Here is a 21,365-nt window from a genome sequence, read left to right on the forward strand (position 1 = left end):
TTCATCTTAACTACCATTGGTTTAAAATCCTATAATGACTACCTTGACCACCCCGCTTGCCGAACGAGTTCGCCCACAATCACTTGCTGATGTCGTTGGGCAAACACATCTATTGGGTGAGAGTGCCCCACTTGGTCGTATGATAACAAACGGCCATCTACCAAGCCTAATCCTGCATGGTGAAGCTGGTATCGGCAAAACAACGCTAGCACGCCTGCTGGCTCATGCGGTCGGCCGTGAGTTTCATCTACTGTCCGCTCTTGACCTAACCGTCAAAGAATTACGAGAATTGATAGATGGTGGCAATGGCAGTAAAAATGGACTGGATTTTGGCCCACCTGTAATATTCATTGATGAAATCCATCGTTTTAATAAGGCTCAGCAAGATGCGTTGTTAGGGGCGGTAGAGTCTGGCAAAATCACACTGATTGGTGCAACCACCGAAAATCCATCATTTAGTATTAATAACGCCCTATTATCCCGCTGTCAAGTCTACCGACTCAATCCTTTGACCACAGATGAACTGGTGCAAATCCTGAAAAATGCCTTAGCAAAAGATAAGTTCTTACAAGGCATACAAGTGCAAGGTGAACTTGGCAAAATCGCTTACTTGGCAAGTGGCGATGCTCGCAAAGCCCTAAATTTATTAGAAATTGCCTGCCAAAATACCGATGGTAACACACTCACCATTGACGATGAGCTCATTGAAAATATTGCCCAGACCGTCCTAGCACACTATGACAAAGCAGGTGATATGCACTATGATATCATCAGTGCATTCATCAAATCAGTGCGTGGTTCGGACGCTGATGCAGCCATTTACTGGCTGGCCCGAATGCTGACCGCTGGCGAAGACCCTGCATTCATCGCTCGTCGTCTTGTGATTTTGGCCAGTGAAGACATTGGGCTTGCCAACCCCAATGCCATACTGATTGCCGACACCGCCCTACGCTCAGTGCAATCAATTGGTATGCCAGAGGCACGCATCATTCTTGCCCAAGCCACTGTATATTTGACAACTTCCGCCAAATCCAACAGCACCTACCACGCCATCAATGACGCACTTGCCTTTGTTAAAAATGACAACTCCCCCGTACCGCTTCATTTACGAAATGGCGTTACCAAGCTCATGCAAGCACAAGGTTATGGTGCAAATTATATTTATCCGCATGATTACCCCCATCATTATCACCCACAGCAATATCTGCCTGATCATTTGATTGGTAAACGCTTTTATGAATTTGCAGATAATCAAAAAGAACAGGCAAGTTTTGCATTCATTCACTGGTTAAAATCACAAAATTAGCCCACACTCATAGGCGGTTATAGGCAGTTAGCATCGCCATTTTAACAAAGGATTGTTTCACATGGAACATCAATCGGCCAAACCCATCTCCATCACCTTGCTTGCCATCGCTTTAATCTTGCTTGCCATCAATTTAAGAGCACCTATTGTCATGCTTGGTTCGCTCGCACCTATTTTAAAGCAGACGCTAGGCTTGACGGATAATATGATTGGCTGGCTTGGTGCTCTGCCCATGCCCGCATTTGCCTTGGGCTCGCTGATATCACCTTATATTGCAAAACGAATCGGGCTTGAGCACACACTCATTATCATGGTTGGTTTAATCAGTGTCAGTCTGGTGGTGCGTATACTGGGTGATTCTTGGCTATTCTTTTTTGGTACAGCACTCATGGCTTTGGCCATTGGTTTTGTTAATACACTAGGGGCGCCAATCATCAAAAAATACGCTCCCAGTCACATTGCCTTAATGACAGGGCTACTCAGCCTTTGTATGTCAATATTTGCAGGCGTGATAGCATGGAGTGTATTACCATTGGCACAAACGATTGGCTGGCGATTTAGCATGGGGCTGTGGGCAATATTTGGCATACTGACAGTCGGTATCTGGATCATCATCAGCAAACACCACAAACAAGATGCAACCATTACACCCCCCACCTATGGACAGTTTAATGCTTGGAAAAATATTAACGCTTGGTTGCTTGCGGCTTTCATGGGCATTCAGTCAATGTTATTTTATGGCATGGCAGCATTTTTACCAATGATTGGAGTTGCCAAAGGTCTGGCATTAGAACGCGCCACCGAACTTCCTCTAACTTTTCAAATTGCCGCCCCGATTACCATCATCAGCCTAACATGGCTAATCAAGCACGGTATGTCAGTACGCATCTTAGCGATGGTGGCAGCAACCTTAAATACCGTTGGCGTAGCAGGGCTGATTTATCTTCCAGACCATCTACACCTATGGTCGCTTTTGATGGGGCTGGGAGCTGCATCCATCTTTACACTATCATTGATGATGTTTTCATTACGGACTTATGATAGCGATACCGCACGAGATGTCTCTGGTATGGTGCAAGCGGTCGGCTATTCAATCGCATTTTTTGGCCCTGTCATGCTTGGTAAGTTGTTTGAAACCCATCAAGACTGGCATAAACCACTCACCGCCCTACTTATACTCATGCTCATTAATATGGTGATTGCTTGGTTCGCCACCCGCCCTTATATGTTCACCGACAAAAAACTTTCGTAAAAAAGTCATCAAACCATCATCAAACGCCATATTACCCCCTATCACAAATATGGCTTTGACAACCAAGAGCAAACCGACCCAAGCAGTTAAAATAGTCAATTTTTCCACTTGGGCGACTAACACCTATAACGCCCATTAAAAACGAAATAAAATCCCATGATTTGATGAATGCCTTAAAAGACACACCAAAACCAACCTCTCATAATTTTTCCCAAAATTCACCCAAAACCCTTTATAATTACCAAACTACCCCCATATCTTTTGGCAACTCCAACCACTCAACTAGGCAGAAAATCATGGCACTAAACACCGCTACCGAAATCATTGAGGACATCAAAGCAGGTAAAATGGTCATCTTAATGGATGATGAAGACCGAGAAAATGAAGGCGACATCGTCATTGCGTCCAGCCACATCACGCCTGAGGCCATCAACTTTATGATTACACACGCAAGGGGTTTGGTGTGCCTAACCATCACTGAGGAGCGAGCAGAACAGCTCAATCTTGGGCTAATGAGTGGTAAAAATGGTGCAAAATTTAGCACCAATTTCACCGTATCCATTGAGGCTGCCGAGGGTGTTACCACAGGTATTTCAGCCGCCGACAGAGCCTTGACCGTACAGCGTGCCATCGCACCATACGCCAAGCCAGCTGACATCGTCAGTCCAGGGCACATCTTTCCTATCATCGCCAAAAAAGGCGGGGTTCTACACCGTGCTGGGCATACCGAAGCAGGTTGCGACTTGGCACGCTTGGCAGGTCTTGAACCATCGGCAGTGATTTGTGAAATCATTAAACCTAATGGTGAAATGGCTCGCCGTGATGATCTAGAAATTTTTGCCAAAGAACATGGGCTGAAAATCGGTACCATCGCCGACCTCATTCATTATCGCATGACCAATGAGCAAACCGTTGAATTGATTGATAGTGGCACGCTAAACACCAAGTTTGGCACATTCAAATTGCATCGTTTTAGAGAATATGGCACAAGCCAAACACACATCGCCTTGGTCAAAGGAGACCTTAAACATGGCATAAGCACCGTAAGAGTGCACAGCCTAAACCCCCTAAAAGACCTCTTTGGTGCCAATGTCAAAGACGGTTGGGATATGCACTTAGCACTACAAGCCATTGCAAATAGTGAACAAGGCGTATTTTTATGGATTGACGAAGGCAAAACCCTAGACATCAGCAACGCTTTGGATAAATGCCAACAAAACAACAGCATTCATGAAGAAAGTGAACCCTATCGTACCATTGGCGTGGGTGCACAAATCCTAAAACTTTTGGGCGTGCGAGATATGCAGCTACTTTCAAGCCCTGCCAAGTTTAACATTTCAGGTTTCGACTTAAATATCGTTGAATCCATCAGCGCTCCGAAATAAATCACCATACGCTCTAAGCACACAAGTTAACGGTTTGGTTATGTTTTAGAGAATCTGGCTATTTTTAGGACAAAATCAATACAAATATTTGCCAAATTCAGCTCACAAACATAGCCAAGCCATGCGATTTACAAGGAGATTTACTTCTAAAAAAGAGGAGGGTGAATCAGCGTAGTATGGTACCTGTTACCACATCAACAATCTGACTTGGCTGAATAAAGCCTAAGGTCGGTGCATCCAAATAAGCCACCTGCTCACCAAAATAATCCATTGCCTGTTCTAGATTCAACGCAGACGGTTTGCCACTTAGGTTGCAACTGGTTGATACCAAAAAACCATAAGGATTGCTATCATCAGTGATCGCTTGACAAATCTGCACCAGGGGCAAATGCCGTGTTACACGCACTGCCAAAGTATCACAACCATTTGTCAAAATCTTGGGTAATTGTAAGGATTTTGCCATTGGGACAAGCCAAGTTTGTGCCCGCATGGCTGTTTTGACATCAAAAGCATCATTCAAGGCGTGAATTTTTTGCAATAAATCAGCTTGTACGCCTTTTGGTAAATGATAAAACAACGGCATTAATTTATCCACACCATCAGTCAGTACAATCAAACCCTTGTGTGACGGACGAGATTTTAATTGAAAAATTCGCTCAATTGCCACATCGTTAAACGCATCACAGCCAAGCCCCCATACGCTTTCACTGGGGTATGCTAGTATGCCACCAGCTTTAATAAAGTTGGCCACCCTGTCAATGTCGTCTTTTTTAAAAATCTTTGGCTCTGCCATAGCGACCCCCAACCTGTTGCACCAAACCCAACAACTCTAACTCCATCAGTCTTGCAAGCAAAATACCTGTATCCACTGCCATTTCCGTCACAAGAGCATCTAAGTCCTTAGGATTATTACTTAAGCACACCCACAGATCCTGTAAATGCTCTGGTATCATCGGCGCAGGCTTTTGAGCATGCGTATGGAGGAGTTGCGATGTTTTTGGCATAAGGTCATTCATCTCATCATCAACAAATGCAGAAACACCACGAGAGAAAGTCTTTGGTAGGGCACTATACACAGCATCATTACCAAGCTCTTCTATGATTTGATTGGGGTGATATATCAAGGTCGCCCCCTCACGAATCAAATGGTGACAACCTTCAGCATTCTTATTATGAATCGTACTTGGTACAGCAAATACCTGCTTGCCCTGCTCAGCTGCTAGGCGTGCTGTAATGAGAGAACCACTTTGTAAGGCAGCCTCGGTAACCACTGTCGCAAGCGACAAACCCGCCACCAAACGATTACGACGCGGAAAAGTATGCTTGCTGGCTGGTGTACCTGGCAAAAGCTCAGTAATTAAAACACCGCCTTCTTGGATAATTTGAGCGAATAAGGCATTGTGATTTTTTGGATAGCATACATCAATGCCCGTCCCCATCACCCCAATGGTGCGTCCAAAACATACCAACTGCTCTAACGCCCCTAGATGTGCCGCCCTATCCACACCCTGTGCCAGACCACTAGTAACGCTAAATCCTGACTGCACCAAGTACTGCGCCATATCAAAGGTAATCTTCCTAGCCATCTCGGTAGGGTTGCGACTACCCACCATCGCAATCTGCTTATCCTTAAGTCTCTCAACACAACCTCGATAAAACAATACAGGCGGTGGATCATAGATATTGATTAATTGAACTGGGTAGTCATCATCACCCACAAACAACACCCTATACGCTCCATAAGATACCTCATCAAGCACTCGCGACACAAAAGCAAGCACATCATCAGCATCCTCAAAACGCTTTATATGAGCAGAGTGAAGGGATAATGCACGCCAATCAGCAACCGTCATTGATAGTGCTGAGTACGCATCACCAAAAGCATCAATCAGCTTATAGTAAGATGATAACGAAGTATTGACAATGTACCACAAAGCAAGTACAGCAGAGTGGGTGCTAAGTTGTTGATATGACATGAGTTTAAATTCTTCACAATCGGTTAAAACAGCTAAATCACTGCAAAACCAGCTGTCTTATTATGCTTAATCATCGTGCAGTAACAAATTTTTTGATTTGCTCAACCACCAGCTCTGCTTTATTGTCCAGCACAGTAACAAACTGCTCTTTTTCTTCAAGCCCTACGGTATGCTCAGGTCGTGGCAAATCAATCGCACCCAACGCCTCAACCATTGTTTCTTCAAACTTAATCGGCAATGCAGTCTCAGCGACAACAATTTTCTCGCCCATTTTTTTTACATCAAGAGCCACCTTCACACCATCAGCAGTATGAGGATCAATTAAGCGACCTGTGTCAGCATAGACCTTTTTGATGGTATTTAGGCGATCGCCATGCGTAGATTTACCTGCCACAAAGCCAAATCTACCTTGAATATCAGCAAGCCTATCTTTAATATCAAAGCCTTTGCCAGCCCTAACATCATTAAACAGTACACTCACTTTATCAGTATCTTTATCAAGCAACAGATAGATGAATCGCTCAAAATTCGACGCCTTGGAAATATCCATTGATGGACTGGATGTCACATAGGTCTCGCTCGCCTTGCGTGGTGCATAATTACCCGTATTAAAAAATTCATTCAAAACATCATTTTCGTTGGTTGCGACAATCAGGCGGTCTATTGGCAAGCCCATCTCACGCGCGATATGAGCTGCACAAATATTGCCAAAATTACCAGACGGTACACAAAAACTGACTCGCTCATCATTACTTGTCGTTGCACCAAAATAGCCCTTAAAATAATAAACAATTTGGGCAAGAATGCGACCCCAGTTGATAGAATTGACTGTGCCAAGACTATATTTTTCTTTAAATTGGGCGTCTTCTTGGAGCGACTTAACAATATCCTGACAATCATCAAACATACCTTTAATGGCAAGATTGTGAATATTATCATCATTCAAACTGTACATTTGTGCACGCTGAAAAGCACTCATCTTGCCATGTGGCGACATCATGAACACTTCGATATTATCCTTGCCACGCAAAGCATATTCTGCTGCAGAGCCCGTATCGCCCGATGTCGCACCAATAATGGTCAAACGCTCACCTTTTTGTTTTAGTACATACTCAAAAGCATTGCCCAAAAACTGCATTGCCATATCTTTAAAAGCAAGTGTTGGCCCATTTGACAGCTCAAGCAACATCATGTCATCATACAAACAAGTAACAGGTGTAATGTCATCGCTATTAAAAGTTGCTTTTGTATAAGTCTTGTTAATAAGGCCTCTTAAATCATCTTTTGGAATGTCAGTAACAAATAAAGACATGATTTCAAATGCCAATTCTGCATATGACAACGCACGCCAATCATCTAGAGTCTGTCTATCAATTACAGGATAAGACTTAGGCAGCATTAAGCCGCCATCAGGTGCAAGACCCATTAGTAAAACATCACTAAACAACATGGGGGCGGTCTGCCCACGAGTACTGACATATTTCATGGCTTTCCCAAAATTTAAAAAAAATCAACGAGCCGAATTTTAGCATAACTTCACAGCAAAACGAAATTTTATTCACAGACTGACTTATCAGCTTTGGCATTCACACCTTTTGCATCAACGCATAGTAAAAGCCATCTCCATCATCACAGCTTAATGGCAAACACTGATAACCAACCGCCTGCCTAATTTGATTGGGCAGATTCAAACCAAATGCCACCACTTTGGCATCGTTGTTTTTTGCTAAAAATCTCAATATCTGCCCCTCATTTTCCACCTTCAATAATGAGCAAGTGATATACAGCAAATAACCACCAACCGTCAAATTTTTCCACATATTTGACAAAATATCCGCCTGCAAGCCAACTGTCTGCATCACATCATCTTCGGTGCGAAGCAAGGTAATATCAGGGTGTCTGCGAATCACTCCTGTTGCTGTACATGGTGCATCAAGTATGATGACATCAAAAGACTCATCTGCCCGATAGTCTCGGCCATCAGCACAAACAACACTGGCCAAATCAGACAAACCTAAACGCGCCAAATTCTCATGCACTCGTTTTAAACGATGCTCGTCATCATCAAATGCCAAAGCGTGTTCCACATGAAACACGCCGCTTTCAGATAACTCCAAGACCTGTGCCAACTTACCCCCAGGTGCTGTGCAAGCATCAAGTATTTTAACCGACTTAGGCAAATCCAGCTTTGATAAAATATGTCCGCAAATCTGCGCATGACGATCTTGCACACTCACCCAACCATCAGCAAAATGAGGCAGGTTGTGAATTTTTACACCACCAATCAACTTAATCGTCTTTGCATCAGCAATACCAAGCGACACCACCTCAAAGGCAATTTTGGCTTGTTTTAGCAAATCGGCATAATCATCAATCGTGGTAAATTTTGGATTAACCCTTAAAAATATCGGGGCGTTATTGCGTAGACTCCACCCCAAATCATCATAATACTCCACCCAATCTTTTTTAAATTGCTTAGCCAACCAATTGGGCAAACTATGATTTTTATTGACTTTTTTAACAAACCTACCTTTATCATCAGCAACTTTACGCAATATGGCATTAATCAGGCCTGCACCATAATTTTTTCCAATCGCTTTCAACGCATTTAAAGTTTCATTGATGACAGCATAGCTGGGTGTATTCATATACAGCAGTTCATACAAACCCATATTTAATGCACAAATAATGCCAACATCGCTCGGCGGCACTTTAATCAAGCTCTCACCGATACGATTTAAAGCATACCACCCCCGTAGCGTACCTAACAGTAACTCATGCGCAAAACCTTTTTCATTATCCTTAACACCATTTAGCAATCCATCAAGCAATGCCGATAACGAGCTGCCATTATTGATTTTTTCAAGTGTCAAAATAACATTTGCTCGGACGGATAGCTTTTGATTAATTTGCATTTTTTGCTCCAATGAAGCCATCGAACATCTCACCATCTTGAAGCTTATCCCCTACTGCAATTTGCTCAGCAGTCAAAGGTTTACCTCCCGCCCATTGCATTTTGGTGATATTAATCAAGTGACTTTGGCCATTGCTGTCCTGACCGCAAGCAATCAAAATCGCCTTGCGCCCCACACTGATAATTTTTCCCGCTGGCTCAAAAGTTGTCTGAGCAACCTTAATGGGTAGGCACTCTATCATCTTAATGCGTTCGCCATTTAAAAAGGTGTAGGCATTTAAAGCACGAATCTGGCGACTGATTTCAAAAGCAGGTTTTAGCCAGTTGATTTGCCCTTCATCAGTAGTAACTTTCTCAGCATAGCTGGCTTGAGTGTCATCTTGTGCAATTTTTTGTGCCTGATAGCCCTCCAAATCTTTAAGCACCGTAGTGATTGCCAAAGCACCAAGCTGAGCCAACTTATCATGCAAACCATGCGTGGCTTCGGTATCAGCAATATCACACTCCACCTTATACAGCATATCACCGGTATCCAACCCCAATGCCATTTGCATGATGGTGATACCTGTTTTGTCATCACCCGATAAAATGGCCCGATGAATGGGGGCGGCGCCACGCCATCTAGGCAGTAGTGATGCATGAATATTTAAGCAACCAAAGGTTGGGATATTTAATACCCCAAGTGGTAAAATTAAGCCATAAGCCGCCACGATCATCACATCTGGCTGATAATTTGCCAGTATTTCACGCGAAACCCGCCCCAACTCATGCTTTAAGCCAAAACTTACAGGTTGCTCCACAGGAATATTATATGATAAGGCCAATTCTTTAACAGGGCTTGCGGTCATTTTCTGGCCACGCCCCGCCCTGCGGTCCGGCTGAGTATAGACAGCAACAATATCTAGATTGAGCACCTCTTGGTTATCTATCAATGCTTGCAAAGAAACTCTGGCAAACTCTGGCGTACCAGCAAAAATCACACGCAATTTTTTATCAGCCACCATTCTCATTCCATCCATTTTGTTTTATCAGTTTTTAATCAACACAAATATTATTGACATCAACATTCAAGCTACATTTCAATATTTTTATTTATTGGTTTTAGTTAACAAAAACCACTCTTTATTAGTAGCGCCTCGGTAATCTGACTTTGCAACTTGTCATTTTTTACACCAATCAACCGCTCCAAATATCGTGCCACCAAATCCACTTCAATATTCACAGAACGGCCAACCACCCAATGACGCACAATATTTGTCATCTTGGCCGTATGCGGAATGATATTTAGACAGACCGTATTTTCTGATGGTCTGATGTGATTGGTTGTCAAGCTGACGCCATCAACCGTAATCGAACCCTTGTCAGCAGTATACTTCATCAGCTCAGCAGGAATAACAATCTCAACATACACCGAACGTGCATCTTTGGCAATTTTGGCGATTTTACCTACGCCATCAACATGTCCTGCCACAATATGCCCACCAAAACGAGTAGTTGGCAACATGGCCTTTTCAAGATTTAAAGTATCACCCACCTTCCATGTATTTAATGCAGTAACAAGCAATGTTTCTCGTGAAACATCAACAGTATAATCATCACCATCAACCGCCACCACAGTAAGACAGATGCCATTAGATGCAATCGAATCACCCAATTTTACATCGCTCAAATCAAGATTTGACGCACAGATGCTTAATCGCACATCACCACCCATGGGAGTAATCGCTGTCAGCACACCTGTCGCCTCAATAATACCTGTAAACATAACCCATCTCTTTTAAATACCTACTCACACCCAAGCTAAATCTAATATCAGCCACTCGGTTAGTTTTTGCTGATTCTTTTTCTTTGGTTAAATATACTCATACATACACCCACTACTCTTAAAAAAATCATGCAATACCAGCTTAATAGAAAAATATCCACAATCAAAGAAAGTAGCAAACACCATCAAATCAGCTTCATTATATTTATAAAAAATCAAGTAAAATCAATACATTAAATACAAAATATCTTTAAATAAAAAATAAAACAACATAAGTTATCCACAACAAAATTTCACACCATCAATACCAATCAAATCCTCTTAAATACCAATTTCAAATCACCACCAATCCGCTCGTGACTGACCATTTTAAAGCGTTTTTGTTCAGACAGTTTGCTCAATACCAAATCAAATGCAGGATATGCTTTAGCACCCAAAATACAGGGTGCCTGATAAACAACCAATTCATCAACCAAGTCTTGCTCAATAAAAGCCGCTGCCAACCGACCACCAGATTCCACCAGTACATCATAACACTGCACAGACTTTAAGTAAGTAAGTAATTCAGGTAAATCACCACGCCAAAGCAGTGTGTCATGACATTGGAAAACCTGATAGTAACTGTCATCACTCAACAGGTTTCGCCTATCTACAATCACAATTTTTGGCTGAATGATTTCGCTCAAATCAACACCCAAACACAAAGAACGCACATTCAACGCAGGGTCATCAGCGATGATTGTCCCAGAGCCCGTGATGATCGCCCCACTCTTAGCACGCAATTTTTGCACATCTTCTCGTGCTTCATTACCCGTAATCCATTTGGATTCACCGCTTTGCATCGCAATGCGACCATCTAGACTCATTGCCATTTTTAGGCGTACATACGGCCTATCCATTTGCATAGCAGTCAAGAATCCCACATTCAATTCATAAGCTTCTTTTTCACACACCCCAACAGTAACCACAACACCAGCATCCATAAGCTTTTTTACGCCATTTCCTGACACAAGTGGGTTAACATCAAGACAGGCAATCACTACACGCAAGATGCCAGATTTAATGAGCGCATCAGCACAAGGTGGGGTTTTGCCTGTATGACTACAAGGTTCAAGTGTTACATAGGCGGTTGCACCCTGTGTATCAAAACCCTGGTTTTGTGCATCTTGCAAGGCATAAATCTCAGCATGAGGCAAGCCTGATTTTGGATGAAAACCTCGACCAATTATTAAGCCATTCTTAACAATAACACAACCAACCGCAGGGTTCGGTTTTGTAGTAAAACTACCTTTTTTAGCCTCATTGATGGCGAGTGTCATGTAATATACATCTTCAGATGTATAATCTTTATCAACATCAACAAACGACATACCGCCATTCATCCTTTAACCTGCAAATCAGCATGAATGTTTGCAAGCTCCGCCTGAAAGGCTGCAATATCCTGAAAATCTCGATAGATACTAGCAAAACGCACATAAGCAACATCATCCAACAACCTCAGTTCTGACATCACCACCTCACCCAAAGTTTTACTTGACACCTCCCTTTCACCCATATTACGAAGCTTTTGCTCAATGCGACTGATGGTTGCATCTATTTCATCAATAGTGATGGGGCGTTTTTGCAAAGGTAGCGAGATTGAACGACGCAATTTACTATGGTCGTATGGCTCGATGCGTCCATTAGACTTAATAATGCGTGGCATAACCACCTCAACCACCTCAAAAGTCGTAAAACGCTCACCGCATTCAGTACATTGGCGGCGACGGCGTACCTGCGCACCCTCCGCCGCCAATCGAGAGTCTATTACCTTGGTGTCAACTGCATTACAATAAGGGCAATACATTTTTATCCTTTATTTACCGATACAAAAACTTGAAAAAATTTTACCAAGCAACTCATCTGCCGTCACTCGCCCTGTTATCTCGCCCAATGCCTGTTGGGATAATCTAAGACTCTCTGCCACTAATTCACCGGCAAAAAATACAGTCAATTGTTCCTTTGCGTCTAGCGTATGTTTCTTAGCACGCTTTAAAGCATCAATATGACGAGTGCGGGCAATCAATCCGTTTTCCGGGGGGTGAAACCCCACCTTATCTTTTAATCTATCAATTAATTCATCAATACCCCAACCTGTTTCACATGAAACATAAGTAGGTACAATTAACCGATCTTTTATATAAAAAGTTTCATGTGGAACATCATTGAGTAAATCAACTTTATTGATAACAACAAGCAGTTTTTGCAAAATCTCATCAGTTCGATCAGTTTCATCAGAACCCAGCAATTCTTCAACAAACACCTTAAGATCAACCTTTGTTGCAACATCATGCACCACAAGTAGCACATCAGCACGATGGATTGCATCTTTTGCACGATGAATACCAAGTTGCTCAACTTTATCATCAGTCTGTCTTAATCCTGCGGTGTCCGTCAAGTGTATCACCAATCCACCAAGATTGATACGCTCCTCTATAATATCACGAGTTGTCCCTGCCACATCGGTAACGATGGCTCGCTCCACACCTGCCAAGCGGTTTAGTAGGCTAGACTTGCCAGCGTTTGGCCTACCTGCCAACACCACATGCACGCCATCTCTAAGCAACTGACCTTGCTCAGCGGTAGCTAGAATGTCGTCCAATTGCCCCAAAATCTCATTGATCTTACTCTCAATTACCCCATCGGACAAAAAATCCACATCCTCTTCATCTGGAAAATCAATACTCGCCTCAACATAAAGGCGAATATTGGTTAATTTTCCCAATAACTCGTTGATTTTATTAGAAAAATTACCAGACAACGAACGAATGGCACTTGTTGCCTGAGCCATTGATGTGGCGCTAATCGCATCAGCAATCGCTTCAGCCTGCACAAGATCAATTTTACCATTTTCAAAGGCACGCATGGAAAACTCACCTGCTGTCGCCTGCCTTGCCCCAAGCTCAAAACAGCGAGACAAGAGCATATTTTGCAAAACTACACCACCATGCCCCTGAATCTCAACCACATCCTCACCTGTAAATGAGTGCGGAGCCTTAAAATAAATCACTACACCTTCATCAATCACACCACTTTTACCTAAAAATTTAGCAAAATGAGCATGGCGTGGTATCAGTGTATTTTTTTGGCTAATTTGACAACCGATTTTATAGGCATTCTTACCCGATAAACGAATGACACCCACACCACCCTGCCCAACGGGTGTAGCAATAGCGGCGATGGTTGGCTGCTGTACGACAACCTGCGTCATAACAAACCCTTTTTTTTACCAATTAACTTTTTATTGTAACATTTTTTTTATAAAATAGGCGATCTTGGTGCAAAAAAAATCCCACCATATCAGCAGGATCTTTTTACCAAATCAATCAGATTAAACTTGTACTTAGGTTAGTTTTTCAACACGTTTATTCACCCAGTGCTGATGGATCATACTAAATAAGTTATTCACCGTCCAGTATAGCACCAGACCAGCAGGGAAAAATAGCATGAATGCCGCAAACACTAATGGCATAATTTTCATCATCTTAGCTTGCATTGGATCAGCAGGCTGAGGGTTTAAGAGCTGCTGGATAAACATTGTTGCCGTCATCAAGATTGGTAAAATCAACCAAGGATCCATCGCCGACAAGTCCTTAATCCACAAAATCCAAGGGGCGTGACGCAATTCCACAGATTCAACCAAGCACCAATACAGACCTAAAAAAATCGGCATCTGGATAAGAATTGGTAAGCATCCTGCCATCGGATTAACCTTCTCATCACGGTACAATTGCATCATCTCCTGACTCATCGCCATGCGGTCATCGCCATGCTTATCTTTTAGGGCTTGCAACTTTGGAGCAATGGCACGCATTTTTGCCATTGAAGTATAACTTTTGTTGGACAGCCAAAACAAAGCAATCTTCACCAAAATAGTCAGGCCAATAATTGCCCAACCCCAGTTACCAAAGATCTTATAAAGCACCTCTAATACCGCAAATAAAGTTTTGGAGATGGGCCAAAGAAAGCCGTAATCCACAGTCTTTTCAAGGCCTACTGCCACAGATGCAAGTTCTTTTTGCACTTTTGGTCCAGCGTAAAGCGTGGCATTCATCGTAATTTGCTTACCTGCATCAACATTGATCACAGGGCTATTAAAGCCGATAAAATGATCATTGCCATTGTTGCGACTATAAAACTGTGCATCAAAATCACCTGGCGTCCACGCAGAGACAAAATAGTGTTGCACAATACCCACCCAGCCATCACGACTGGCAACACTTAACTCGCCATCGTTAAAATTACCAAATTTTAGCTTGTTGTACGGATCATCAGGCGTGCCCCAAGCACCACCCAAATAGGTCGCCATACCCATCATACCCTTATCTTCAACGCCAGGGTCGGCACTATCATCGCGTTTCAACTGAGCGTACATCTGACCCTGCCAAGCTGATGCTGATGCATTATTAATATTGTAGCTTAAATCAATTGGATAACCACCCGCTTTAAAGGCATAGGTTTTGGTAATGGTAACACCATCTTTTTGATAAACCAAAGGCACTTCTAGCGTGCCGTTTTCACCCATCTCATAATGCATTTGTGGACTGGTGTAAGTGGCACGACCTGCAGACGTATCAATACCATCTTGCCCAATCAAACCCGATTGGGCCACATAAGTTCGAGCACTTGATTCAAGCAATACAAAAGGTTCATTGCCATTTAGTGTAGCATCATACTGTTTTAAAGCAGCATGTACAATATCACCACCTACAGGGTTGATACGAATGTCGTAGCGATCGGTTGAGACGCTAATCAACTGACCATCTAATGCTGTCGTAGCTGGGTCCGATGAGGCATTGGTTGTGGTTGGCACATCACCTGCATTAGCATTTGGCAAATCTATAGTTGCAGCCTGAGTGGTTGCGGATGCAACTTTTGGGGTGTTAGCCGCATCATCACGCCAAGCCAACACAAGCAGATAAGTTGTGATGAGTATGGCAACAATGATTAAAATCCGAAGAATTTTTTGCATGGCATGATTCCTAACAAAGCATTTGAGGTACACATTAAGCGTGCATTATCAAAATTCGTCAATAAACTTATGAGAAAATCGTTTATTCTACTAAACTTTTATATAAAATCCTAGAAAATATTTAAAAATAGCCAGCAAACCCAGTCCAGCTTTACCTTCTCATCAGCCAATTTAGACGAGAAACATAACCAAATTCATCAACAAATACACCAAAACCAACATTACGACTTGGTGCAAAAAACACATCGTAGCGATACAAATACATTGGTACAGGCACAAAATCCACACCAGAACCTCCCCATGGATGGCAGCTCAGCACACGCTTAAAAACCAAAAACGCTCCTTTTTTTGTATCATGCCAAACCAAAGCCTGACGGCCATATTCTGAGCAAGTTGGATAATAACGACAGCGAGCCGACATACTCGGACTGATGAATTTTTGATAAAAGTAAACCAACCCAAGCAAGCATCGTTTAATCATACACAAATACCAATTTACAAATCTAATCTATTTTTAGTCTTGGATATTTTAATTTTACCACTTCAAAAATTTTAACAATCTCATTAAAAATATCGCAATCTTTTGTGTAGCTTTTCTTAACAATAAGCACCAAATCCACATTAGCTAACTCATGCTGATTGAGTCGAAACACCTCTTTAGTAATGCGTTTTAATCGGTTACGCACAACAGCATGCTTGAGCTTTTTTTTGGTGATGGCAAGCCCCAATCGTGGCACATCTTTGTCGTTCACCCGAACAAAAATCAAACAATGTTCGGAGTGGATTTTTTTGACCGCCGTATCAAAAACGGTCTTGAATTCAGCAGGCTTTAACAATCGCTGCATCTTATTAAAACAAAATGAAGGATGACTCATGATGACCCTACCAAAAGATATAAATATGTGTAAAATAGGTAATAAAAAAGCACCAGCAAGTGGTGCTTTTTTATTTCATCGTTTATACAGTTAGACGATGACGGCCTTTGGCGCGACGGCGTGCTAGGACTTGACGGCCTTTTTTAGTGGCCATACGAGCACGGAAACCGTGGGTACGCTTACGCTTTAATACGCTTGGTTGAAAAGTACGTTTCATAATACACCTTAAGGTTGGTAGGCATCACTAAGCTCTGCAGAAGCTGGAATAAGTGAAGACTTTTTTTGTATGTCACAGTTCGATGGTTAGCATTTAACCAACAATCACACTCAAGACTTTCTAATTAGGTCGCTCGCTAAAATTAGCGAAAAGACTGTACTATTCTATCAAGGTTTTTTCACCATGTCAAGATGAGGGTTTGAATTATTATTGTGATGCTATAATCAATTCATTTTTTTAAATTTCTAAATCTGATTTAAAAAGCATTGTGTTTATTTCACAAAGTTATTCTAGCAACTACTTTTTCTACCAGAATCATAGGAGGATATGTAAAAATACTACTTAATTTAATCAAAATAAAAAAAGTTATCCACAGATTTGGTGTTTTTTATCTATTATATTATAAATTTATTGTTGGTAGTAATAATAGAGTATAATTTTTGTGGATAACTAAAAAATTATACTAAATATTATATACTTATATTGTGGAAAAGTATGTTAAATTAATGTTTAAATACTGTGATTAATCCACAATAAAAACTTATCCACAGTTTTTCCCATAAAGTTATCCACAGAAAATTTTTCTTTAAAAACTTTAAAATCTATGCTAATATTCACCTGTCTTTAGATGAAGGCGTGCTTACGCCCTATTTTTATTGAGGGTGTGACAGATTGGTGTGGCAATTGCTTTATCATTTGTCTGGATTTAATGTGGTGTTTTTTAACTTTTTTTATTATTTTTTTTTAATCAGTTTGTCGTGAAGGATTGATGGGTATGTCATTATTTGATGAAAGGGTGGTGTCGCCTGACAGAACCACTTTTTCGCTTGATTTTTGGCAGCGATGCCTACAAGAGCTGTCTTTTGAGGTGTCAGAGGCTGACTTTTTGCGTTGGCTATCACCGCTAAAACCAAGCATGGATGGCGATGTGCTGGTATTGTCAGCGATTAACCAGTATTTTATCAATCGTGTTAATGAAGAGTATATTGATTTGATTGAGCGTCTGGTGCAAAAGCATGCACCAGAGGGTGTGCATGCTGTGCGTTTGGAAGTGGCTCAAGTGACAGAGAGTGCCCCAAAAAGCGAAAAGCCAACCAAAAAAAGTAAAGTTAGCACCCAAATTGAAGAGAGTGAGCAGATTGAAGAGGCTTACACCTTTGATGCATTTGTCAAAGGTAAATCAAATGCTTTTGCTTATAATGCTTGTTATGATTTGGCCAAGAAAGCAGGTGAGAGTTTGTACCCACTTGTATTTTTGTATGGCTCGTCAGGCTTGGGGAAGACGCATTTGATGCATGCGGTGGCGCACCGCTATCAAAAGTCTGGTTTGAGATTTTGCTGTTTGACCAAAGATCACTTTTTTCGCATCACTAAAGATGCTTTTCGTGATAATAAAGTTGATCAGCTGGTTAAGAGGATTTGCAAGGTGGACTTGCTGATTATTGATGATATTCATCTGATTAACGCAAAATCTGCACCAAAATTTTCAGAGCTGCTTTTGACGATTTTTAGTGAATTTAGTAAAAATAAACAGCATCGTATTATTCTGGCATCTGACAGACAACCAACCCAATTAAATAATTTTGATGAGCGTTTTAAGTCTCGTTTTTCAGGTGGGTTAAATTTGCTTATTGAGCCACCAGATATTGACATGCGTGTGCAAATCTTGGAAAAAAAGGCGAGCATGCTTAATATGGCACTGCCCAAAGAATGTGCTTTATTTATTGCGCAGAATGTCGCACCAGATGTGCGACGCCTAGAAGGGGCGCTCAACCAAGTTCATGCCAATCACACCATGTTACAAGAGCCTGTGACGCTGACATTGGTGCGTCACGCCATTAAAGACCATGTTGAGGCTCGTGCACGAGCGGTCAATGCTGATAATATTCGTGATTTGGTGGCACAATACTATGGTGTATCCACCAAAGATTTGATGGGTAAAAAGCGGGCTCGTAATATTGTGCGACCCCGTCAGATGGCGATGTCGCTCATTCGTGAGCTAACCCAAGATAGCTTCCCTGAAATTGGGCAGTTTTTTGGTGGTCGAGACCATACGACAGTCATGCATGCCTGTAAAGCGATTGAGGAATTGCGAGTCGGTGATGCTAAGGTAGAGAAAGCCTATCAGGCACTAAAAGCAACTTTGGAATTTGAGTGATGGATGTAAGCATTAAACAGAACTTGTGTTTACATCAAAAAGTGGGTACCATAAGCGGTAATAAAGTGTAATAGGAAGATAATAATGAAATTAACCATCAGTCGTGATGTTTTGATCAATGCCATCAGTTTGGTTGCTAAGGCCGCTGATAAGCACCATCGTATTGGACCAATTTTGGCAAATATTAAGTTTGTTTTGACAGAGGACTTACTAACGCTTGTGGCGTCTGATTTGGAGGTTGAGTTGACCGCCACTGTTAGCATACCTGAGGGTGCGTGCGTTGAAGCAGGTCAGACTACTTTACCTGCTGAAAAATTATTTGTCATTTGTAAGACTTTATCAGATGCTGTCATAACGCTTGACGCCAATCAAACGCGTTGCTTGGTAACAGATGGCAGGGCAAAATATACCTTAAAAACTTTGCCAGCTCAGGACTTTCCTAGTATTGGTGAGCCAGGTATTACTGTGTCGTTACAGATTTCTCGTGATATATTGCATGATTTAATCAGTCATACTCGATTTGCTATGGCAACCCAAGATGTGCGTCATTATTTGACAGGTATGTTGTTTGAGATTGATGGGGATAGATTAACTGCCGTAGCAACTGACGGTCATCGTTTGGCGGTAGCACATCGAGTACTAGATGCAAACTACGATGAGCGACGAATCATTATGCCTGGCAAGGCGGTTGGTGAGCTTGAACGGCTGCTTGGTGAGATTGCCAAAACCAGCAATGATGAGCAAGTATCGCTTAGTTTTGATGATGAATTTATGCAAGTGTCGCTTGTATTTAGTGATGATAGTGAATATTGTGGAATGCAAGTGGGGGTTGTGGCAAGATTGATTGAGGGTAAGTTCCCCGATTATCGTCGTGTGTTGCCGTCAAATTATGATAAATCGGTGGTGTTTAATAAAGAAGAGATGGGTGAAGTTTTGCGTCGCTTATCGATTTTGGTGAATAAGGATGCGCCAGGCGTACTGTTTAACTTTGCACAAGCCGATACCGTCAGAGTCAGTGTTAATAACCGAGAACAAGATGCCGCTGAGGAAAATTTGGCGGTCAGCTACGAGGGTGAGCCATTGGAGGTGTCGTTTAATGAGGCTTATTTGCGTGCGGTTTTAAGAGTGCTTAATGGTGATGTGCGTATTGAAATGACCGAGTCTGTTAAGCCTGCACTGATTTATCAAGTGGGTGATGAGATGAATCATCAATATGTCGTCATGCCGATGCGTGTGTAGGTAATTGTATTGCGATTGTATCAAGTATGATTAACGAGTTACGCATACATACCTTGCGAAATCTATCCCAAGCATCTTTGTTATTAGCAGATTGCAATTTGATTATTGGGAAGAATGGCAGTGGAAAAACATCGCTATTAGAAGCGGTGTTTTTACTTTCTCGGGGAAAAAGTTTTCGCCATCATGAACCCAAACGCTACATTCAGCACCACGCCAAATCTTGCACCGTCTGGGCGAGCATTGACCATTTGCAGACCATCGCCATCCAAAAGCAACTTGACTCATCAAACTTTGCTACAACACTATTAAAGGTAAATCAAAATACTGTAAATAGTCAAAGTACTTTATCGTTTTTACTACCAACATTACTGATTGATCCGACTGGTATGATGGTCTTAGAAGAGGGTAGTGCCAATCGCAGGCAGCTGTTAGACTGGCTAGTGTTTCATGTGGAACATCAATTTTACCCAGAATGGCTGTCTTATCAAAGATTATTAAAACAGCGTAATTCTTTATTAAAATTGCCTTTTTTATCCCTAAGTGAGCTGAATGCTTGGGATTGTGCTTTATCGGTACATGCCACTGCTTTACATGAATGTAGACAAAAGATATTTGATGAATGGCAAAGTTTTTTTAATCAAATGATAGGGCGATTGTTACCAAGCTATCAAGACGAACTGTATTTGACTTATCAGGCAGGTTTTGATGTAAAGACGGGTTTGTTTGAGACCTTGAAAAATCGGCTTGAACAGGATAAGGAGCTTGGCTATACCCGTGTAGGTGCTCACCGTGCAGATGTGATGGTGGGTTTAAAGCAGGTGAATGAAGATGGTGTGAAATTGCGAGAGCAGGCAGTAAATGTACTATCTCGTGGCGAAAAAAAACTGTTGATTATTGCTTTAAAGCTGTCTCAGTTGCAAATGATTTGTCGGTATCTAAAAAATGTTAAACCTGTCGTTTTGATTGACGATATTGATGCTGAGCTTGATGATGAGGCGATGGAGGTGTTTTTTGATACAGTATTATCTTTACCTTGTCAGCTTTTTATTACCAGTCTGCAAGACAGTACAGCTGATAAAATCTGTCAAAAAATGATGAAAAATAATCGACATATAAATGAGTTGAAAGTGTTCCATGTGGAGCAGGGTGAGATTTTTGAAAAAAGCGGGTGTTAAGGGTTGAAAGTGTATTATTTTATTGGGGTTTGGGCGGTGTTTATCCATGCTTTTTTTTGAAAAAAATGCTATAATAATACTTATTTTTGATA

The 21,365-nt window shown here is 41.8% G+C and carries 19 protein-coding genes; 6 read left to right on the forward strand and 13 right to left on the reverse strand.

Annotation, left to right across the window (positions count from 1 at the left end; genetic code table 11):
- The first annotated feature begins 34 nt into the window (after positions 1 to 34).
- The 3 genes from U9670_RS05870 (at position 35) to ribB (ending at position 3,943) form a co-directional block, all read left to right on the forward strand.
- On the forward strand, positions 35 to 1,306 hold the full coding sequence (locus U9670_RS05870; protein ID WP_323841013.1) for a replication-associated recombination protein A: 1,272 nt from the start codon (positions 35 to 37) through the stop codon (positions 1,304 to 1,306).
- Between the two features lie 61 nt (positions 1,307 to 1,367).
- A complete protein-coding gene (locus tag U9670_RS05875) occupies positions 1,368 to 2,558 on the forward strand; it encodes an MFS transporter (RefSeq protein ID WP_323841012.1) in 1,191 nt (396 codons plus the stop codon).
- 296 nt (positions 2,559 to 2,854) lie between these two features.
- Positions 2,855 to 3,943 carry a 3,4-dihydroxy-2-butanone-4-phosphate synthase gene (gene ribB / locus U9670_RS05880; RefSeq protein WP_323841011.1) on the forward strand — a complete coding sequence of 363 codons (1,089 nt, stop codon included), beginning with the start codon at positions 2,855 to 2,857 and terminating at the stop codon, positions 3,941 to 3,943.
- A 166-nt stretch (positions 3,944 to 4,109) separates the two neighbouring features.
- Here ribB and U9670_RS05885 read toward each other — a convergent pair whose 3' ends face one another.
- From U9670_RS05885 to rpmH, 13 genes are all read right to left on the reverse strand, one after another.
- On the reverse strand, positions 4,110 to 4,736 hold the full coding sequence (locus U9670_RS05885; protein WP_323841010.1) for an L-threonylcarbamoyladenylate synthase: 627 nt from the start codon (positions 4,734 to 4,736) through the stop codon (positions 4,110 to 4,112).
- Complete coding sequence (dprA, locus tag U9670_RS05890) at positions 4,714 to 5,919, reverse strand: DNA-processing protein DprA (protein ID WP_323841009.1); 1,206 nt, start codon at positions 5,917 to 5,919, stop codon at positions 4,714 to 4,716. The genes U9670_RS05885 and dprA overlap by 23 nt, the downstream gene beginning before the upstream one ends.
- A 70-nt stretch (positions 5,920 to 5,989) precedes the next feature.
- Entirely contained in the window at positions 5,990 to 7,405 is a 1,416-nt protein-coding gene (gene thrC, locus U9670_RS05895) for a threonine synthase (protein WP_323841008.1), read from the reverse strand.
- A 100-nt stretch (positions 7,406 to 7,505) separates the two neighbouring features.
- The gene (rsmB, locus tag U9670_RS05900; RefSeq protein ID WP_323841007.1) at positions 7,506 to 8,834 is read right to left on the reverse strand and encodes a 16S rRNA (cytosine(967)-C(5))-methyltransferase RsmB; all 1,329 of its coding nucleotides are present in this window, start codon (positions 8,832 to 8,834) and stop codon (positions 7,506 to 7,508) included.
- Positions 8,824 to 9,843, reverse strand: a complete 1,020-nt coding sequence (gene fmt / locus U9670_RS05905; RefSeq protein ID WP_416381492.1) for a methionyl-tRNA formyltransferase — start codon at positions 9,841 to 9,843, stop codon at positions 8,824 to 8,826. Before fmt ends, rsmB begins: the two co-directional genes overlap by 11 nt.
- A 95-nt stretch (positions 9,844 to 9,938) precedes the next feature.
- Positions 9,939 to 10,598: a riboflavin synthase gene (locus tag U9670_RS05910; RefSeq protein WP_323841005.1), complete on the reverse strand. Its 660-nt coding sequence runs from the start codon at positions 10,596 to 10,598 to the stop codon at positions 9,939 to 9,941.
- Between the two features lie 311 nt (positions 10,599 to 10,909).
- Positions 10,910 to 11,980, reverse strand: coding sequence for a bifunctional diaminohydroxyphosphoribosylaminopyrimidine deaminase/5-amino-6-(5-phosphoribosylamino)uracil reductase RibD (ribD, locus tag U9670_RS05915; protein ID WP_323842631.1), 1,071 nt, complete (start codon positions 11,978 to 11,980; stop codon positions 10,910 to 10,912).
- Positions 11,977 to 12,444: a transcriptional regulator NrdR gene (gene nrdR, locus U9670_RS05920; protein WP_323841003.1), complete on the reverse strand. Its 468-nt coding sequence runs from the start codon at positions 12,442 to 12,444 to the stop codon at positions 11,977 to 11,979. Before nrdR ends, ribD begins: the two co-directional genes overlap by 4 nt.
- Positions 12,445 to 12,453: 9 nt before the next feature.
- A complete protein-coding gene (mnmE, locus tag U9670_RS05925) occupies positions 12,454 to 13,848 on the reverse strand; it encodes a tRNA uridine-5-carboxymethylaminomethyl(34) synthesis GTPase MnmE (protein ID WP_323841002.1) in 1,395 nt (464 codons plus the stop codon).
- 132 nt (positions 13,849 to 13,980) lie between these two features.
- Complete coding sequence (yidC, locus tag U9670_RS05930; RefSeq protein ID WP_323841001.1) at positions 13,981 to 15,609, reverse strand: membrane protein insertase YidC; 1,629 nt, start codon at positions 15,607 to 15,609, stop codon at positions 13,981 to 13,983.
- Between the two features lie 151 nt (positions 15,610 to 15,760).
- Positions 15,761 to 16,090: a membrane protein insertion efficiency factor YidD gene (gene yidD / locus U9670_RS05935; RefSeq protein WP_323841000.1), complete on the reverse strand. Its 330-nt coding sequence runs from the start codon at positions 16,088 to 16,090 to the stop codon at positions 15,761 to 15,763.
- Between the two features lie 22 nt (positions 16,091 to 16,112).
- Complete coding sequence (gene rnpA, locus U9670_RS05940) at positions 16,113 to 16,484, reverse strand: ribonuclease P protein component (RefSeq protein WP_323840999.1); 372 nt, start codon at positions 16,482 to 16,484, stop codon at positions 16,113 to 16,115.
- A gap of 82 nt (positions 16,485 to 16,566) precedes the next feature.
- Positions 16,567 to 16,701: a 50S ribosomal protein L34 gene (rpmH, locus tag U9670_RS05945; RefSeq protein WP_003662232.1), complete on the reverse strand. Its 135-nt coding sequence runs from the start codon at positions 16,699 to 16,701 to the stop codon at positions 16,567 to 16,569.
- A gap of 775 nt (positions 16,702 to 17,476) precedes the next feature.
- Between rpmH and dnaA the strand changes: the two genes are divergently transcribed.
- The 3 genes from dnaA to recF all read left to right on the forward strand — a co-directional run bounded on the left by dnaA (position 17,477) and on the right by recF (position 21,273).
- Positions 17,477 to 18,859, forward strand: a complete 1,383-nt coding sequence (gene dnaA / locus U9670_RS05950; RefSeq protein ID WP_323840998.1) for a chromosomal replication initiator protein DnaA — start codon at positions 17,477 to 17,479, stop codon at positions 18,857 to 18,859.
- An 84-nt stretch (positions 18,860 to 18,943) separates the two neighbouring features.
- Positions 18,944 to 20,098: a DNA polymerase III subunit beta gene (gene dnaN, locus U9670_RS05955; RefSeq protein ID WP_323840997.1), complete on the forward strand. Its 1,155-nt coding sequence runs from the start codon at positions 18,944 to 18,946 to the stop codon at positions 20,096 to 20,098.
- A gap of 26 nt (positions 20,099 to 20,124) precedes the next feature.
- Complete coding sequence (gene recF, locus U9670_RS05960) at positions 20,125 to 21,273, forward strand: DNA replication/repair protein RecF (protein WP_323840996.1); 1,149 nt, start codon at positions 20,125 to 20,127, stop codon at positions 21,271 to 21,273.
- Positions 21,274 to 21,365: the final 92 nt, after the last annotated feature.

This window comes from Moraxella tarda, from assembly GCF_035181405.1.
GTDB lineage: Bacteria > Pseudomonadota > Gammaproteobacteria > Pseudomonadales > Moraxellaceae > Moraxella.

Coding starts and splice junctions, on each gene's coding strand:
- dnaA (WP_323840998.1), top strand. CDS start 17,477: ATGTCATTATTTGATGAAAGGGTGGTGTCGCCTGACAGAACCACTTTT.
- yidC (WP_323841001.1), bottom strand. CDS start 15,609: ATGCAAAAAATTCTTCGGATTTTAATCATTGTTGCCATACTCATCACA.
- yidD (WP_323841000.1), bottom strand. CDS start 16,090: ATGATTAAACGATGCTTGCTTGGGTTGGTTTACTTTTATCAAAAATTC.
- mnmE (WP_323841002.1), bottom strand. CDS start 13,848: ATGACGCAGGTTGTCGTACAGCAGCCAACCATCGCCGCTATTGCTACA.
- nrdR (WP_323841003.1), bottom strand. CDS start 12,444: ATGTATTGCCCTTATTGTAATGCAGTTGACACCAAGGTAATAGACTCT.
- U9670_RS05885 (WP_323841010.1), bottom strand. CDS start 4,736: ATGGCAGAGCCAAAGATTTTTAAAAAAGACGACATTGACAGGGTGGCC.
- rnpA (WP_323840999.1), bottom strand. CDS start 16,484: ATGAGTCATCCTTCATTTTGTTTTAATAAGATGCAGCGATTGTTAAAG.
- rsmB (WP_323841007.1), bottom strand. CDS start 8,834: ATGCAAATTAATCAAAAGCTATCCGTCCGAGCAAATGTTATTTTGACA.
- fmt (WP_416381492.1), bottom strand. CDS start 9,843: ATGAGAATGGTGGCTGATAAAAAATTGCGTGTGATTTTTGCTGGTACG.
- U9670_RS05875 (WP_323841012.1), top strand. CDS start 1,368: ATGGAACATCAATCGGCCAAACCCATCTCCATCACCTTGCTTGCCATC.
- dprA (WP_323841009.1), bottom strand. CDS start 5,919: ATGTCATATCAACAACTTAGCACCCACTCTGCTGTACTTGCTTTGTGG.
- thrC (WP_323841008.1), bottom strand. CDS start 7,405: ATGAAATATGTCAGTACTCGTGGGCAGACCGCCCCCATGTTGTTTAGT.
- ribD (WP_323842631.1), bottom strand. CDS start 11,980: ATGAATGGCGGTATGTCGTTTGTTGATGTTGATAAAGATTATACATCT.
- rpmH (WP_003662232.1), bottom strand. CDS start 16,701: ATGAAACGTACTTTTCAACCAAGCGTATTAAAGCGTAAGCGTACCCAC.
- U9670_RS05870 (WP_323841013.1), top strand. CDS start 35: ATGACTACCTTGACCACCCCGCTTGCCGAACGAGTTCGCCCACAATCA.
- dnaN (WP_323840997.1), top strand. CDS start 18,944: ATGAAATTAACCATCAGTCGTGATGTTTTGATCAATGCCATCAGTTTG.
- recF (WP_323840996.1), top strand. CDS start 20,125: ATGATTAACGAGTTACGCATACATACCTTGCGAAATCTATCCCAAGCA.
- U9670_RS05910 (WP_323841005.1), bottom strand. CDS start 10,598: ATGTTTACAGGTATTATTGAGGCGACAGGTGTGCTGACAGCGATTACT.
- ribB (WP_323841011.1), top strand. CDS start 2,855: ATGGCACTAAACACCGCTACCGAAATCATTGAGGACATCAAAGCAGGT.